A 17,621-nucleotide genomic window follows, 5' to 3' on the forward strand; every position below is an offset into this window, starting at 1 on the left:
ATGGTAAAAATGATCGATGTTACTAAAAAATATGTTCTAGGTGAACAAGTCATTATCGCAAACGATAATGTAAGTTTTAGCGTAAATGAAGGCGAATTATGCGTCATTTTAGGACCTAGTGGTGCAGGTAAGACAACGATACTTAATATATTAGGTGGCATGGATGTTGCAAGCTCAGGTCAAATCATCATTGATGATAAGGATATTACTAAATTCAACTCAAAACAGCTCACCAATTATAGACGTCATGATGTGGGCTTTGTGTTTCAGTTTTATAATTTAATGCCTCAACTTACAGCACTTGATAATGTAGAAATTGCATCAGAAATAGGAAAAGATCCTTTAGATGCTAAAGAAGTACTCATTTCTGTAGGCCTAAAGGATAGAATGCATAATTTCCCTTCTCAATTATCTGGTGGTGAACAACAAAGAGTATCGATTGCACGTGCGATTGCTAAGAATCCTAAGATACTGCTTTGTGATGAGCCAACGGGTGCACTAGATATAGAAACCGGTAAACAAATTTTAGAATTACTCTACAATACTTCTAAAAATTTTAATAAAACTGTCATTATCGTGACACACAATCAAGCAATCGCAGAAATTGCTGATAGAGTTATCACGGTTAAAAATGGCCATGTTGCTTCCAATAAACATCAATCCAAACCAAAACAAATACATGAGGTTAAATGGTAATGAAAGCTTATCCTAAACTCATTTTAAGGGATTTTAAGAAGTTATACTCTAAGTTTGTAGCAATCGTATTCATTGTTGCTATTGGGGTTGCTTTTTTAGTTGGTTTACTTACAACTGCACCGAATATGAGACATACGATTGATAAGTTCTATAAAGATACCAATACCGCAGATGTGGTGATTCAAAAACATACACCTTTTACCAGTGAAGAAATCTTAAATATTTCAAACCACTATTTAGTATCAGAGGTGATGCCGTATTTTATGATAGATGAACCCATCATAGTAGATGATATTTATCATATGTCTAGAATAGTATTACTAGATTTTAGAGAAGGTGTGACCATGAACAGGCTCACCCTTGTTGAAGGTAGATTACCTGAACTCAATGGTGATGTTATAGAAGTTGTTGTAGAAGAAAGTCAAGCCTATTTATTAGATATACCGATTGGATTTACAACAACAGTTCAAGGAAAAACATTTGAAGTTGTTGGTATTGTAAACCATCCTTGGTATTTTGCATATGTTCAAGAAATATCACCTTTAAGTGGTAGACCCATTGAATCTATGATTTATGTTGACCAAACTTTTTTAGATGAGACTACCTACACACATGTTTCAATCAAACTAAAAGGCACTGAACAACATAATAGTTTTAGTGGTGATTATCAAACTTTTATTGATAATAGAATTGAGATTCTAACAGAAAGTTATCCTGATTATATATTTACAACAAGATTTCAAAATCAAAGTTTTGTTAAATTTAATTCAGATGTCAAAATTGTAGAAGTCATTTCTATTATATTCCCACTATTTTTCTTTTTAATTGCTGTATTAGTAACAATGTCTTCCATGACACGTATTATTGCTGATCAAAGAATTCAAATTGGTACCTTAAGATCACTTGGATATTCAAAAATAAAAATTATTACTAAATATATCCTCTATGTGCTCTTAGCATCTGGTATTGGGGTTTTACTAGGTATAGGTATTGGAATCTATTCCATTCCATTTATTGCATACAATGCTTATGTAGTTGCCTATAACTTACCACCATTAAGTATTGAGTATCATTTCATGTATATCACCTTAATTTCATCAACTATGATTTTATCAGTTCTGATTGTAACCTACTTTAGTGTGGTAAATGTCCTTAAAGAGGCACCATCAAACCTACTTAGACATAAATCCCCTAAAGCCGGTAAAAAGATTTTATTAGAGCGGTTTACATTCATTTGGAAACGACTTAAGTTTAAATATAAATCCACATTTAGAAATATTTTTAGACAAAAAAGAAATCTATTTTTAATGCTCGTTGGTATATCTGGTTCTACCGCTCTTTTATTAGCAGGTTTTGGTATTAAAGATGCTGTGGAACTATCAGGGGATGCACAGTTTAATCAAATGTATAATTTTGATATGGAATTAGGTGTACTTCCTAATGAGACAAACATTACCTTAATAGAAGCAAACGACAAACTTAATTTAATGATACAGGTAGCATACTTTGATGAAACAGATTACATCAATCTGATTGTGCCTGAAACCTATGATGAAATGAATGATTTCTTAAGTTTTAGAGACACAAAGGATAAATCAATTGAGTTTAAATCAGATAGTGTATTTGTGACTAAACAGTTTGCATTAGATCATAATATCCACGTAGGTGACCTCATTAGTTTAGAGGTCAATGATGTCACATCTAACTTTACAGTAACTGGTGTTGTAGCATACTATTTTGGGAACAACATTTATATATCTAATGAGCTCATTGAAGATGTATTCAGTTTGTATCTTAATAAAATTTATCTGAAACTACCAAACTTTAGTAAATTAGACATGAATCAACTTCAAAACTCACTCAATGATTTGGATAATGTAGTTCATGTACAAACAAAAGATGATTTAATGGCATCATTTAAACAAACCTCATCGAGTATGAATAGTGTTATTATATTACTTGTTATTTTTGCCAGTGTCTTGTCTATTATCATCAACTATAATTTAACGCTTATTAATATAAGTACTAGACATAAAGAAATGGCAACGCTTAAAGTACTCGGCTACGATGAAAAAGAAGTATCTGGTTATATATTTAGAGAAACATTCATGATTTCTAGTGTCGCCATCCTAATTGGTCTTATATTAGGTAGATCACTTCAATACTTTATTATCAGTCAAATTAATGTCGATGGTATTATTCTAAAAAATGATATATATCTATTAAGTTATCTTTATACAGCGTTACTATCGATTGTTTATTTACTCATTGTTTATGTATCATCTATACCTAAGATTAGAAAAATAGATATGTTAGAAGCTTTAAAATCTTTCGAATAATCAAATTGGTCAATTACTTGGTATAATAGGCGTAGTATGTAAATACTAAGCATTAGGGGAGAAACTATATGAAGTCTAAAGATCAGGCAATTGATTCTGAATTGAGACTCACAGGTAAATTTATTCGTTTTTTTACGCCTTCGTTTAAAGTAGGAACATTAAAACTTGCAAAAAAACTTATGGGTGCTTTAAAAGGTAAAGCACCAGCAAAACTCTTTTATGAAGAAGTACATATACCGAGACTAGATGGAACACTTTTAAGACTGACTATATATGCACCAATAAAAAGAAAATATAATGCACCAGGACTTCTTTATATGCATGGTGGTGGTTACGGTTTAGGTATTCCTGAGATGAATGAGAAGTTATTTAAACTGCTCATTGATGAAACAGGTTGTGTCATTATTTCACCAGATTACACTTTATCTGTTGAAAAACCATATCCAGCAGCTATAGATGATTGTTATCTAGCGCTTTTATGGATGAAGAAAAATCATTTACGTTACATGATTAATCCGAATCAACTCATGATTGCAGGTGATTCTGCAGGTGGTGGCTTAACGGCAGCATTGGCACTACTTGCTAGAGACAAAAATGAAGTTCAAATTGCATTTCAAATGCCACTTTATCCAATGATTGATGATCGTATGAACACACCATCATCAATTGATAATGATGATCCAGTGTGGAACTCTAAGCAAAACAAACTTGCTTGGGAACTTTATTTGGGTGAATTATTTGGTAAAGATGAAGTACCTTATTATGCGGCACCAGCAAGAGCTCAAAATTTAAAGAATTTACCACCAACGATGACCTATGTTGGAAGTGTAGAACCTTTTTTAGATGAAACAAGAGATTTTGTAACAAGACTCAAACTACAAGGCAACGACGTTAATTTCAAGATTTTTGAAGGTGGATATCACGCATTTGATATCCTAAGTGATAAAACTCAAATTGGCATTGCTGCTAAGAATTATTTACTAGACAATTTTAAATATGCAATAAAAAATCACTTTAAGGAAAATAAGAACATATGAGCACATTAACATTTAACATCGAAGATAAATATGTAGGTATTACAATTAGAGAATACCTTCAAACTTATAACGTAGGAAAACCCGTAATCTATAAGTATTCTTCAAACCACTTGTTTGAAGTCAATTTTAAGGCTGTAAATTCAGAATATAGACTAAAAAAAGGTGATGTCTTAAACATTCACCTTGAACCTTATGTCATGAATGACATAGAAGACGTAGAACTAGATATTATTTATGAAGATGATGACATTGTCATCGTGAATAAACCATTTAATGTCATTGTACACGATGACGGTGCATCTGAAGATCATTTAACTAGACGCGTCAATATGCATTTTCAATATCATGGATACCATCACCAAGTATTACCAGCACATCGTATTGACAAAGAAACAACAGGTATTGTTGTTTTTGCAAAGCACTTTATCGCGCTTGCGTACCTTTCTAATTTATTTGAATCTAGACAAGTCGTTAAAAACTATATTTGTGTCGTTGAAAATAAAGTAAAAGATAAAACTGGATCTATTGAATCTAAGTTAATCAAAGACAGTAAACTACAAAAAATGGTTGTTTCACCACATGGTAAACTAGCGATAACACACTATGAATTACTGGGTTATGAAGCAACACGCTCAAGACTCAAGGTCCAAATTGAAACAGGACGTACACACCAAATTAGAGCTCATATGGCAAGTATTAATCATCCAGTAGTAGGAGATATATTATATGGTGTAAGTAGTTCAAGACTTTTATTACATTTTAGTGAAATATCATTTCCAATGATACGTACAAAAAAGGTTGAACACTTTGTGTCCAACCCACCATTCTAATGGTTAATTTTATCGTTTAATTCTTTTAATTCGTCACTTGTTAGATAACGCCAATAACCAACTGGTAAATCACCTAAGGTTAAGTGCATAATTCTAACACGTTCAAGCGATTCAACACGGTAACCTAAACTATCTGCCATACGTCTAATTTGACGGTTTAATCCTTGTCTAATGGTAAGACTGAAAGTTCTTTCATCTAATGGTTTTAAAATAGATGGCATGGTCATTTGTTTTTCATGAGCAACTGGATTATAGATTTCTACACCAGATGTCATTGTTTCAATGAAGTAGTCATCATAAGGTTTATTTAATGTGACATGATATTCTTTATCATGTCCATTTTCTACTCTTAATATTTTATTGACGATACTACCATCATTGGTAAGTAGAATAAGACCATGTGAGTCTTTATCTAATCTACCAACAGGAAATATTTTTTCTTTAAAATTCATGAAAGTGATCATATTACCAGAAATTGCTGTATTTGTAGTAGAAACAATACCTACAGGTTTATTAAGTAGAATATAGAATTTTTCTTCTAAGGGTTCGATGATGTTGTTATCTAAGGTAACGACATCATTTTTTGTTATTTGCATGCCTAACACGGCTGTTACGCCGTTGACCTTAATGCGTCCGTGCTCAATTAAACTGTCAGCACCACGACGAGATGCAACCCCAGTTTTAGAGATGTAAAGGTTTAAGCGCATTGATGCCTTGTCATCATCTTTGATTAAATCATTATGAGGTTTTTCATATTTTTTATATTGTTTTGCGAACATTAAAGTTAAGCTCCTTAAATAAATTAGTGTATATGTATTTTACCAAAATATTCCATTAATTGATACACTCGCTGTATTTATAACATAATATGAATCATTATTCATAAAAAAAGATGTAACCATCTTGTTTTAAATTTAAAATAAGATAAAATGATTAGGATGATAAAAAAAATGGAGGTATTTATGACAAAAAAAATGAATCCAGGACCTTTAGGTTTACTGGGATTTGGAATGACAACAATCTTGTTAAACCTAGCAAATGCGGGTATTACTGAGTTGTCATTAGTAGTGATTTCAATGGGTGTGGCACTAGGTGGTCTAGCACAAATTATTGCAGGTATTTTAGAATTTAAAAACAACAATAATTTTGGTGGAACAGCATTCACAGCATACGGATTTTTCTGGTTATCACTTGTAATGATCTGGTTATTACCAAAAGATTATCCGGCATTTACAGCAGATTTAACTTCAATGGGCTTTTACTTATTATTATGGGGTGTATTTACAACATTTATGTTTATAGGCACATTCACTCATAATACAATTACTAAATTTGTATTTGGCTCATTAGCGTTATTATTCTTCTTATTAGCACTAGGTGATTTCACTGCTATAAGATTAATTACAAATATCGCTGGTTATGTTGGAATTTTAACTGGTTTATTTGCTATGTATTCTGCAGTTGGACAAATTGTGAATGAAGAACTTGGCAAAAAAGTTTTCCCACTATAATTATAATTAAGTAAAATTTACGATAAAATAATTTTAATGTTGTAATTTGATTTCGATTGGATTATAATGTTTTTCAAAGTGATGAAGAAGAGTAGTAATTTATTTAACTTTTCATAGAGAGCTGATGATTGGTGTAAATCAGTAAAAGTGATGAATGAACGTGCTTTGGAGCTTTTAAATCGAGTTTTGATGAGGTTTAAACGTATGTCGGCGTTAACGATATAAGTGCTAGGTTTTTAATCTAGAACTAAGGTGGTACCGCGATTAACTCGTCCTTAGACATTATTGTCTAGGGACTTTTTTATTAAGTATCACATCACTCATCATCAATATAAGGTTTAAACGTATAACGGCGTTAACGTTTTTAAAGTGCTAGTTTTTTAAAACTAGAATTTAGGTGGTACCACGGTTTTTTAATCGTCCTTTAGATAATATCTAGAGGACTTTTTTATTTATTTTAGTCAAAAGGAGAAGAAGAAAATGATTAAAAAAATGTTATCAATGTTTATGGTGATGGGTGTTATAACGCTCATAGTTGGATGTGATATGGGAAGTTCAAATACATTCACATTTATTATTGATGAATCTTATGATGAATATATTACAATGGGAACATCTGCAGACTATGCACCATATGAATGGTTAGTAAAAGATGAAAATAATAACCAAACAGTTGTTGGTATTGATATTGAAATTGCTAAAGTTATCGCTAAACATGCTGGTAAAAACTTAAAAGTAATTCATAAAGGATTTGATTTTTTACTAGAAGACTTAGCAGATGGTCGTGTTGACTTTGTCATCTCAGCAATGACACCAACACCTGAACGTGCAGAAATTGTAGATTTTTCAACTGTCTATTACATGGCCACACAAGTCGTATTAATTGAAACTAAAAATATGGATGTATATACTTCAGTAGCGTCTATGAACCTTTCTAATATTAGAATAGGCGCACAGTTAGGTTCTATCCAACAAGATTATGCAAATGATCTATTTGATGCACCTCAAAAACAATTTATTCAAGCAGTACCTGACTTAGTGTTAGGGTTAACAAGCGGTCAATTAGCTGGTGTAATTATGGAAAAACCAGTTGCTGAAGGTTATATCAATAATATGACGAGTCTTTCTATTGCAAACTTTACACTAGGTAATCCAGAAGATGGATCTGCTGTTGCTGTAAGAAAGGGAAATAAAGCACTACTAGAACTTATCAATGATACAATTCAAATACTCCAAGAATCAGGTCAAATCGAGCAGTTTGTTAAAGATAGTGTTTTATTAAATAGTTAATATGGATTTTTCATTCTTACTAGATTTATTCTATGTAAAAACATTGCTACAAGGTGTGCTAATCACAATAGTTCTTGCACTCATTGCAGTCTTAATGGGTACCCTCATTGCAGTGATACCAACCTATTTTAGATTATCAAAACACAAAATACTAAACTTTATTGGTGGAAGTTATGTGGAAATTATTCGTGGAACACCATTACTTGTTCAAGTGATGCTTATCTATGCAATTGTTAAACTACCAGTAATGACCGTATTAGGCATGGATTTTGGTGCATTTTTACTAGGGATGGTAGCACTTATTATTAATAGTAGTGCTTATGCATCTGAAACTTTTAGAGCGGGTATATTATCTATTGAAAAGGGTCAAAAAGAAGCTGGGCTTAGCTTAGGTATGACAGAAAAAAGCACCATGCTTCACATCATTATGCCTCAAGCTATAAAAAATATTATGCCATCTTTAGGTAATGAATTTGTAACGTTGATTAAAGAAACATCCATATTTATGTATTTAGGTATTTCTGAACTTATGTATAGTGCACAAATTGTTAAAACATCAACTTATAGAACTAAAGAAGTGTATATTGTTACAGCATTACTTTACTTTGTTTTGACATTTACTACATCTAAACTCATGTCAAAATTAGAAAAAAGGATGAGAAAACAAGATGAAAAATAAACTATTTGAAATTAAAAACCTAAATAAAAAATTCAATGATGGTACACTTGCATTAAATCAAGTGAACTTAGATATTTATGAAGGTATTACAATCATTATTGGTCCATCTGGTAGTGGTAAGTCCACTTTACTTAGAACTTTGAATTTGATGGAAACACCAACTTCAGGTGAAATTAATTATAAAAATAAAAATATACTCAGTAAACATTTTAATATCAATGAACATCGTAAAGAAGTGGGTATGGTGTTTCAATCGTTTAACTTGTTTCCACATTTAACAGTTTTAGAAAACTTAAATATTGCTCAAAAAAATGTACTTAAACTTGATAAGGTAACTGCAACCAATAAATCTATATTTTATCTCGAAAAAGTGGGTTTACTAGATAAGAAAGATCAATATCCTGGAAAGTTAAGTGGTGGTCAAAAACAAAGAATTGCTATAGCAAGATCTCTTTGTATGGAACCCAAAGTCATTTTATTTGATGAACCAACATCAGCGCTTGATCCAGAAATGATTGGAGAAGTGTTACTAACGATGAAAATTTTAGTGAAACTAGGTATGCACATGGTTATTGTTACACATGAAATGGGCTTTGCTGAAAGTATTGCAGACCAAGTAGTATTTATGGATCAGGGTGAAATTATTGAAGTAGGTACGCCAAATGATATCTTTACTAATTCCAGTAAAAAACGTGTTATTGAATTTTTAGATAAACTAACCTTTAAAGACAATATCTAATTTAAGTAAAAAATACACAATTTAAATTCTAATTATAGGTTTACTTGTAATAATATTTACTTTTCGTATAATTGTATTGAAGAGGAAGTATACAATGGAAAAACACATAAAAACACTATTAAGTGCCATGATGGCTGGTGCACTCATTGCCATAGCAGGTACAACTTATTTATATTTAAAAGCAGACCATACAATCATCGGTGCATTCTTATTTGCATTTGGATTACTCTGTGTCGTTACACTAGATTACAAGTTATATACAGGTCGTATTGGTTATATTATCGATAAGGAAAAATCTTATATCATCGAGATATTATGGATTATACTTGGTAATCTATTAGGTTCAATCTTAATAGCAAGTATTATTTACTTAGCTAATTATGAAGTCATTATTCAAACAGCTAAAACACTCGTTGAAACTAAGTTATCTAGAAATATATTGGAGATATTTGGTCTATCTATAATGTGCGGTATGATGATGTACTTAGGTGTTGATGGTTATAAGCGCATCGAAAATCACGTTGCTAAAGTCGTAGTTAACATCTTTGCAGTAGCAATATTTGTGATTTTAGGATTTGAACACTCAATCGCAAACATTTATTACTTTTTACTAGCTAATGAATATAGTTGGTATATGCTCTTTGCATTTGTAGTGATGCTTATAGGTAATGGTGTTGGTGCAGTTATTTTAAATAGTATAGAAAAATTTGGATCACTAAAGAAGCCTAATCAATAGATTAAGCTTCTTTTTTTGGTAAAATATCACTATAGAAGGTGATATGATGAAAAATGGTGTTGTAGTAATTACAGGTGCTAGCTCTGGTATAGGGAAAAGCACTGCTGAGTATTTAAGTAAAAAAGGATTTACAGTATATGCACTAGCAAGACGTATGGACAAGTTAGAGGATCTTATACCGCTAGGTATTAAACCTCTATTTTTAGATGTTACAAATGAGACGTCAATTAAGGTAGCTATTGAAGAAATATATGAAGCTGAAGGCAGAATTGATGTTTTATTTAATAATGCTGGATACGGCTTATATGGACCGATTGAAGATGTAGACTTAAAAGATGCAAGAGATCAATTTGAAGTCAATTTATTTGGTCTAGCTAATATGATCAAACACGTATTACCCATCATGAGAAAACAAGGTAGTGGGAAAATAATTAATACATCCAGTATCGGTGGTAAAGTGGCTTCACTACTTGGTGGGTGGTATCATGCTTCTAAGTTTGCATTAGAAGGCTTTTCTGATAGTTTAAGAATTGAATTAAAGCAGTTTGGTATCCAGGTTGTCTTAATACAACCAGGACTTATTAAAACAGAATTTATGCAAAGAACTTATGACTATGCAAGTAAAATTGATACAACCTCACCTTATCAAAACACCATTGCTCATGTCATGAAATCAGCCGAAAGAGACTACTTAACAGGTAAGGTGGGTTCTAATCCACTTGTTGTAGCTAAAGTCGTCTACAAGGCGATTAGAGCCAAAAGACCTAAGACTAGATACCGTATGGGAACACTAAGCTTTATCGCATTAACAGCAAGAAAGATATTGCCTGATAAATGGTTAGATTATATCTTATTAAAAAGATAGGAGATATGAAATGAAAAAGTTAACGCCAATACAAAAAAAAGTAGCACTGGAAAATGGTACAGAACCACCATTTGATAATGCATACTGGAATAATTTTGATGAAGGTATTTATGTAGATGTCATGGACGGTACACCACTTTTTACATCACTTGATAAATTTGATGCAATGTGTGGTTGGCCATCATTTACTAAACCAATTGATAATAAAATAGTGATTGAAAAAATAGATATGTCTTACGGTATGTTTAGAACGGAAGTAAGAACTAAAAATTCCAATATACATTTAGGTCATGTCTTTGATGATGGACCAGAAGATGAAGGTGGTCTAAGATATTGTATGAACTCAGCAAGTATGAGATTTATTCCTTTAGAAGACTTAGAAAAAGAAGGATATGGACAGTATAAATCACTGTTTGACAAATAATGAAATAAAAGGTGATGCATTTTATTAATGCATCACCTTTTCGTTACTTAGATTTATGAAATGGATTTGTACGTCCGTATAATTTAGTAAAACGTTTAATTTTTATACGCGTCATACGATCAATTTGACCTGCTTTTAGGCGCCATACCCAGTTACCACCTAAAGTGGATGGGATATTGAATCTAGCTTCACTACCAAGATTTAAATAGTCTTGCATCGGGATGATTGCAGTATCTGCAACTGTTGCAAGTGTTGCTTTGATGAGTGAATCTGTTTTAGATCCTTTAACGTGATTAATATATTCTAATGCATATTTTAAATCGCTTGATTTTAGATTCTTAAACCATTGAGTAGTAGTTTCGTTGTCATGAGTACCTGTATATGCAACAACATTATTGTGATAAAGGTGTGGAATATAATCTGATTCTTCTCTAGAATCAAAAGCAAACTGAAGTAATTTCATACCAGGAAAACCCGTATGTTTAAGCAGTGCTCTTACCTTATCAGTAATCATACCTAAATCTTCAGCAATGATTTGTCTATCGCCTAGTTGACGTTTGATAGATTCAAACAATTTATAACTAGGACCTTCAAACCATTTACCACGCTCAGCGGTTGTATCACCATATGGAATACCAAAGTAATGAACAAACCCGATAAAGTGATCAATTCTTAAAACGTCAAACATGGAAGTGTTGGATTTAACACGGTCAATCCACCAAGCAAAATCTTCGCCTTCTAAAATATCCCAACGATATAATGGATTACCCCATAATTGGCCAGTTGGACTGAAATTATCACCAGGTACACCCGCTACAAGTGTAGGTAGTTTATTCTCATCTAATTGGAAGTATTGAGGTTTAGTCCATACATCAGAAGAGTCATAGGATACATAAATTGGCATATCACCAATAATTTGAATACCTTTTTCATTCGCATAATGTTTTAAATTGTACCATTGTTTATAAGCTTCATATTGTAAGAATGAGTGGAAATTAATAGCATCTTTAAAATCGTGTCTTGCTTGATTTATTGCATGTTCTTCACGTTTTCTTAAAGCCTCTGGCCACTCTGCCCAGCTTACACTATGTTGACTTTCTTTAATGGCCATAAAGAGCGCATAATCATTTAACCAGTAACCTTCATTTCTTAAAAACTCTTGGAAATATGTACTATTTAAGTCGAAACGGTCAAAAGCAATTCTTAATACTTTAAAACGTTCATGATATAAGCGTTCATAGTCAACTTCGGCTTCTAAAGATTGAGAATCTAAGATTTCGGATTTTTTTAATAGTTTATCTTTCACTAAAAAATCTAGGTCTATAAAGTATGGGTTCATAGCAAACGCACTAAACGTTTGGTATGGTGAATCACCATAGGAAGTAGGTCCTAACGGAAGTATTTGCCAGTAGGACTGTTCAGTAGATTCTAAAAAATCTACAAAATTATAAGCCTCTTTACCGAAAGTACCGATACCGTAGTTGGATGGTAATGATGATATGTGTAATAAAATACCAGCTTTTCTCATATTTACTCCTTTATCCTGTATGAGATTGTTTCATAAGGTCTTAATTTTAGATTGTTATTTTCATAAGATATATCTTCATAGTTGTGAATTAATATATCACCAACAGGATAATTAGTTATATCCATGATTGTTTCAGATGTACTAAATGAACCGATAACGATGATTGTTTCCTCTTGATACTTTCTTAAGTAAACAAATAGATTTGGATCATCTTTAAGTATCATTTCATATGTACCGTTAATAAGTGTTTTTGAGTATTTAGAGAATCTTCTTAAACTGAATAGTTTTTGATAGTGACTCCAAATAGAAGTAGGATCATTCACTTGATCAAAGACATTAATTTCAGTGTAATTTGGATTGACATGAAACCAAGGTTTGACTGTTGAAAATCCTGCATACTCTGTATGCTGCCATTGCATCATGGTACGAGGGTGGTCTCTTGAAGTCATGAGTGCCTTTTCAATGATTTGATGAGCACGTTCTGGTTCCATAGCTATTTGGTTTTTTACACTGTTTAAGGTTGAAATGTCATTAATTTCTGATAAGTCCTTAAATGGATAATTGGTCATACCAATTTCTTCACCTTGATAAATAAATGGCGTACCTCTTGATAAGTACATAATACTTGCAAGCATTTTAGCAGACTCATTATGATAATCTACATGGCCATAATGGGAGACAACACGTGGTTGGTCATGGTTTAACCAATTTAGTGGTAGCCAACCAATGTCTTTGAAGGTTTCTTGCCATTTATTAAGTGTTTCTTTAAGGGGTATGACATTGACCTTGATGTCTTTTAAATCGGTGATATCCCATATATTGTTGTGCCAATTGTGGTCGAAGTTAAATACCATAGATACTTCATTTGAATTAAATGATGCATACTTAATTGCTTCATCTATACTTGCTTGGCCACCAACTTCACCAATTGTAAAAGCATCGTAAGGTTTAAATAAACCTTCATGAAGTTGATTTAAGTATTTGTGGTTATCAGGTAAATTAGAGAATTTAAACCAGTCAAGGACAGTATCTTTAGCAAATGTAGAATCAACAAAATCTTCACGAGCAAGATGTGATACTGCATCTAATCTAAAACCATCTATTCCTAAGTCTAACCACCATTTACCAACTTCAATCATACTTTGAGCAACATTTGGATTCTTCCAGTTTAAATCTGGCATCTTATCAGAAAATATTTTCATGTAGTACTCATTAGTGGTTTCATCATACTTCCATGCAGAGCCACCAAAGAAGGAACCCCAATTGGTTGGAGGTAATATTTTTCCATCCACCACTTTAGGTTTTTGCCAAATGTAGTAATCTCTATATGGGTTATCTAGTGACTTTTTAGATTCCATAAACCATGCATGTTCATCAGATGTATGATTTAAGACGAAGTCTAAGATAACTTTAATACCTAGATTTTTAGCCTTTTTTAGTAATGCTTTAAAATCTTCTAGAGAACCGTATTCTTTAGATACTTTAAAGTAGTCTCTAACGTCATAACCATTATCATCCATTGGCGAATCATAAAATGGTGTAATCCAAACTAAATTTACACCAAGTAAATGTAGATAATCTAACTTTTCTGTAATACCGTTTAAATCACCAATACCATCATGATTGCTGTCTTTAAAACTTTTTATATATATTTGGTAGCCTACGGCTTCCATCCACCATTTATTCATAAAATAAACCGTCCTTAACATTATTATTTTACCAAAATAACTTCTATACTAAAACATGATAGCGGTTACATATTTATCAATCAAATGACTAAATGATATAATGAAATTCAAGGAGTGATATACCATGAATAAACACGCATTATTTCATCAAGCAAAAAGTGAATACAGTTATGCTTATGATGATAAAAAACTTCATATATTATTTAGAACCATGAAAGATGATGTCCAATCTGTAAAACTGTCATATGGTGATCCATTTGATTGGACTTATAAAAATAGAAAAGCTCGTTGGGAGAGCCAATTAGTCGAGATGACTAAAAGATATTCTACCCATCTTTTTGATTATTACTTCATTGAGGTTGAACCAAAGGATTATCGCTGCAAGTATGCTTTTTTAATCGAAGCAGATGATAAACATTATTTTTATGGTTCAAAGCGTATGGAAGAACTAGAAGGTCTACCACCTACGGATTTTGATGAAGGTAGTTTTTATGATTTAAGTAATTATTTTAACTATCCATATTTAAACTATGAAGATCAAGCCAATACACCAAAATGGGTAAAAGATACTGTATGGTATCAAATATTTATGGATAGATTTTATAGTCATAGTAAGAAATCTAATTTACCCTGGGCAAAACTTCCTGTAAATAACCATGAATTCTATGGCGGTGATATTAAAGGTGTTATAGACAAACTACCATATTTAAAGGATTTAGGTATATCTGGTATATATTTTACTCCGATTTTTGAATCTCGTACAGCACATAAATATGATACTAAAGATTATTTTAAAATTGATCCACAATTTGGGACAAATGAAGACTTTAGATTATTAGTCCAAGAAGCGCATAAATTAGGCATTAAAGTAGTGCTTGATGCTGTCTTAAACCACTGTGGTTGGGATCATCCGTTCTTTCAAGATGTTGTAAAATATGGTAGAAACTCTAAATATGCGGATTGTTTCTTTTTAGATAAAGATCCAATTCTAAATTTTGAACTTACTGAAGATGGTAGTCCTAAAGGACACGGTAATTTAAGACCAAATTTTAGAACGTTTGCTTATACACCATTTATGCCAAAATGGAATACAGGTAATGAGTTAGCTCAGAAACATTTACTTGATTCAATTGAGTTTTGGATTAAAGAATTTGACATTGATGGCTGGAGACTGGATGTGTCTAACGAAGTTAGTCATGACTTCTTAAGAAAAGTTAAACAGGTATCCAGAGCTGCTAAAGCAGATACATTCATATTTGGTGAAAACTGGGATTCTTCGATGCCTTGGTTAAGAGGGGATCAAATGGATGCTGTAATGAACTATGATTTATCCATACCAATGTGGCAATATTTTGATGGAAAAATTGATTCGGAAGAGTTTAAAAATGAATTAACTCAATATACCGCATTGACTCCAAAACATGTTATGAAAAATATGTTTAATCAATTAGATACACATGATACAATCCGCATGAAAAGACGTTTGAAAGATAATGATGAACGCTTAAAGATTGCATACATTCTAATGTTTGCCAGTGCCGGTGCACCAAATATCTATTATGGTAGTGAGGTTGGCTTAACTGGTGAACACGATCCGGATAATAGACGCTGTTTTAATTGGGATGAGTCTACTTGGAATCATAGTTTACATCAATTGATTAAAGACTTAATACAATTAAGAAAACAACATCCTGCATTTATGGAAAGTGATTATCAGTTTATTGATAAATCATCCATTTCATTTGTGAAACATCATAAAAATGAAAGTTTACTATTTCTAATTAATGATTCCGAAAAATCAGTTAAACTAAACATAGATCCGGCATATCAATTACAATATACGGATGTATTTAGTAAAAAAGCTGTAAATGTACATGCAGAAGTTGAACTTCCAGCATATGGTTATAAAATACTTAAATTCATTTAAACGTTAAGGTCCCTAAAGAAGAAATCTTTAAGGACCTTTTTTAGGTGTTATTTTAAATGAAATATAATAGGTTCGTTACGAAGTGGTAATGAGCCATTTTTAACTTCATGAAGTTTGTTAGTAAGTATATTTAGATATTTACCGTCAGTTAGATCCACTTTGATACTTGATAGATTTTCAAGATTAAATATACCAATAAGTTTTTCGTTACCTAAATGATATTCTAAATGAGCAATACTATCAGTGTTCACAAAGTGATAAGTACCTTTACTCATGATATCTAATTTTTTAATAGAGGATAGTTTTGTGATAAGGTCTTCAATACTTTCATCTTTATTCCAAGGTACTAAATCCATTTCAAATAAATCAGGTCTCTTTGTGACTTGATGTTCTTGACCAGCATAGATCATTGGCATACCTTTTAAGAAAAATTGTAGTGCTGTCATTTGAATGAGTTTGGTTTTGTTACCAACCTTATGAGCAATTCTATCTTGGTCATGGTTTTCAAATGATCTAAGTTTGACGAAATTCTTCGGATAAGTTGCTTCTTGACGCCACAATTCAAACAAATAACGTTTTAGAGTGTCTTTTCCATTTAAGTAGTCGTCCATAAAGTCAAAGACATCATAATCATAAGCGACATCAAATACTTCATACATTTGAGAATCTGAAAATGCATCATAACCCATATCACGAATATATTTGATAAAGCCTAAATGAACTGATTCAGTTAGCCAAATCATATTTGGGTTTACTTGCTCAACTTTAACTCTAGCTTCCTTCCAAAAATCAAGAGGAAGAAGTGGTGCTACGTCACATCTAAAACCATCAACAAATTGTGCCCAATATTTTAATACGTCGATAAGGTAATCCCATATAGCTCTGTGAGATAGAAAGTCAAAATCAGTTATATCTGACCAATCCCCTACTCTATTAGCAAATGAACCATCTGGTTTCTTATAAAACCATTCAGGATGTTTTTGAGTTAATATGGAGTCTCTAGAAGTATGGTTAAATACAATATCTATCATGATTTTCATGTCTCTTTGATGGATTTCTTTAACTAATGCTTTAAAATCCTCTAGTGTGCCATATAATGGGTCGATTGCATAGTAATCATAAATAGCATAAGGACTTCCAATAGACCCTTTTCTATCTTTTTCTCCAATTGGATGAAACGGTAGGAGGTAGACAATGTCTACCCCTAACGATTTAATTCTGTCTAAGTCTTCAATAATACCTTTAAAATCACTTGTTTTGGAGTGTTGTCTTGTAAATATTTGATAGACAACTTTGTTTTTTAGTTCATGAGAAGTTTGTTTTGCCATATTA

General features: G+C 31.9%; 16 protein-coding genes and 1 other annotated feature. Of the genes, 12 read left to right on the forward strand and 4 right to left on the reverse strand.

What is annotated here, in order from left to right:
* From ACL_RS03210 to ACL_RS03225, 4 genes are all read left to right on the forward strand, one after another.
* The gene (locus ACL_RS03210; protein ID WP_012242590.1) at positions 1-696 is read left to right on the forward strand and encodes an ABC transporter ATP-binding protein; all 696 of its coding nucleotides are present in this window, start codon (positions 1-3) and stop codon (positions 694-696) included.
* Positions 690-3,035 (forward strand): ABC transporter permease, encoded by a 2,346-nt coding sequence (locus tag ACL_RS03215; protein WP_081423646.1) that lies wholly within the window; start codon positions 690-692, stop codon positions 3,033-3,035. Before ACL_RS03210 ends, ACL_RS03215 begins: the two co-directional genes overlap by 7 nt.
* 68 nt (positions 3,036-3,103) lie before the next feature.
* Entirely contained in the window at positions 3,104-4,072 is a 969-nt protein-coding gene (locus tag ACL_RS03220; protein WP_012242592.1) for an alpha/beta hydrolase, read from the forward strand.
* A complete protein-coding gene (locus ACL_RS03225) occupies positions 4,069-4,902 on the forward strand; it encodes an RluA family pseudouridine synthase (RefSeq protein WP_012242593.1) in 834 nt (277 codons plus the stop codon). The genes ACL_RS03220 and ACL_RS03225 overlap by 4 nt, the downstream gene beginning before the upstream one ends.
* Here the strand turns inward: ACL_RS03225 and ACL_RS03230 are convergent.
* Entirely contained in the window at positions 4,899-5,609 is a 711-nt protein-coding gene (locus ACL_RS03230; protein WP_012242594.1) for a pseudouridine synthase, read from the reverse strand. The genes ACL_RS03225 and ACL_RS03230 overlap by 4 nt on opposite strands.
* A 255-nt stretch (positions 5,610-5,864) precedes the next feature.
* Here ACL_RS03230 and ACL_RS03235 point away from each other — a divergent pair, with 255 nt between their 5' ends.
* The 7 genes from ACL_RS03235 (at position 5,865) to msrB (ending at position 11,146) form a co-directional block, all read left to right on the forward strand.
* Positions 5,865-6,413 (forward strand): acetate uptake transporter, encoded by a 549-nt coding sequence (locus tag ACL_RS03235; RefSeq protein WP_041633943.1) that lies wholly within the window; start codon positions 5,865-5,867, stop codon positions 6,411-6,413.
* Positions 6,414-6,485: 72 nt separating this feature from the next.
* Positions 6,486-6,693: a binding site (T-box leader), on the forward strand.
* Between the two features lie 200 nt (positions 6,694-6,893).
* Positions 6,894-7,703 carry an ABC transporter substrate-binding protein gene (locus tag ACL_RS03240; RefSeq protein WP_012242596.1) on the forward strand — a complete coding sequence of 270 codons (810 nt, stop codon included), beginning with the start codon at positions 6,894-6,896 and terminating at the stop codon, positions 7,701-7,703.
* A 1-nt stretch (position 7,704) separates the two neighbouring features.
* Complete coding sequence (locus tag ACL_RS03245) at positions 7,705-8,382, forward strand: amino acid ABC transporter permease (RefSeq protein ID WP_012242597.1); 678 nt, start codon at positions 7,705-7,707, stop codon at positions 8,380-8,382.
* Complete coding sequence (locus ACL_RS03250; RefSeq protein ID WP_012242598.1) at positions 8,372-9,121, forward strand: amino acid ABC transporter ATP-binding protein; 750 nt, start codon at positions 8,372-8,374, stop codon at positions 9,119-9,121. Before ACL_RS03245 ends, ACL_RS03250 begins: the two co-directional genes overlap by 11 nt.
* A gap of 94 nt (positions 9,122-9,215) precedes the next feature.
* Positions 9,216-9,857: a formate/nitrite transporter family protein gene (locus ACL_RS03255; RefSeq protein ID WP_012242599.1), complete on the forward strand. Its 642-nt coding sequence runs from the start codon at positions 9,216-9,218 to the stop codon at positions 9,855-9,857.
* Positions 9,858-9,900: 43 nt separating this feature from the next.
* Positions 9,901-10,722 (forward strand): oxidoreductase, encoded by an 822-nt coding sequence (locus ACL_RS03260; RefSeq protein ID WP_012242600.1) that lies wholly within the window; start codon positions 9,901-9,903, stop codon positions 10,720-10,722.
* Positions 10,723-10,732: 10 nt separating this feature from the next.
* Positions 10,733-11,146: a peptide-methionine (R)-S-oxide reductase MsrB gene (msrB, locus tag ACL_RS03265; protein WP_012242601.1), complete on the forward strand. Its 414-nt coding sequence runs from the start codon at positions 10,733-10,735 to the stop codon at positions 11,144-11,146.
* A 43-nt stretch (positions 11,147-11,189) separates the two neighbouring features.
* Here msrB and malQ read toward each other — a convergent pair whose 3' ends face one another.
* On the reverse strand, positions 11,190-12,674 hold the full coding sequence (gene malQ, locus ACL_RS03270; protein ID WP_012242602.1) for a 4-alpha-glucanotransferase: 1,485 nt from the start codon (positions 12,672-12,674) through the stop codon (positions 11,190-11,192).
* A 2-nt stretch (positions 12,675-12,676) separates the two neighbouring features.
* The gene (locus tag ACL_RS03275; protein WP_012242603.1) at positions 12,677-14,362 is read right to left on the reverse strand and encodes a glycoside hydrolase family 13 protein; all 1,686 of its coding nucleotides are present in this window, start codon (positions 14,360-14,362) and stop codon (positions 12,677-12,679) included.
* A 124-nt stretch (positions 14,363-14,486) separates the two neighbouring features.
* Between ACL_RS03275 and ACL_RS03280 the strand changes: the two genes are divergently transcribed.
* On the forward strand, positions 14,487-16,289 hold the full coding sequence (locus tag ACL_RS03280; RefSeq protein WP_012242604.1) for an alpha-glycosidase: 1,803 nt from the start codon (positions 14,487-14,489) through the stop codon (positions 16,287-16,289).
* 47 nt (positions 16,290-16,336) lie between these two features.
* Here ACL_RS03280 and ACL_RS03285 read toward each other — a convergent pair whose 3' ends face one another.
* Complete coding sequence (locus tag ACL_RS03285; protein ID WP_012242605.1) at positions 16,337-17,617, reverse strand: alpha-amylase family glycosyl hydrolase; 1,281 nt, start codon at positions 17,615-17,617, stop codon at positions 16,337-16,339.
* Positions 17,618-17,621: the final 4 nt, after the last annotated feature.

Source organism: Acholeplasma laidlawii PG-8A, assembly GCF_000018785.1.
In the GTDB taxonomy this organism is placed as follows: Bacteria; Bacillota_I; Bacilli_A; order Acholeplasmatales; family Acholeplasmataceae; genus Acholeplasma; species Acholeplasma laidlawii.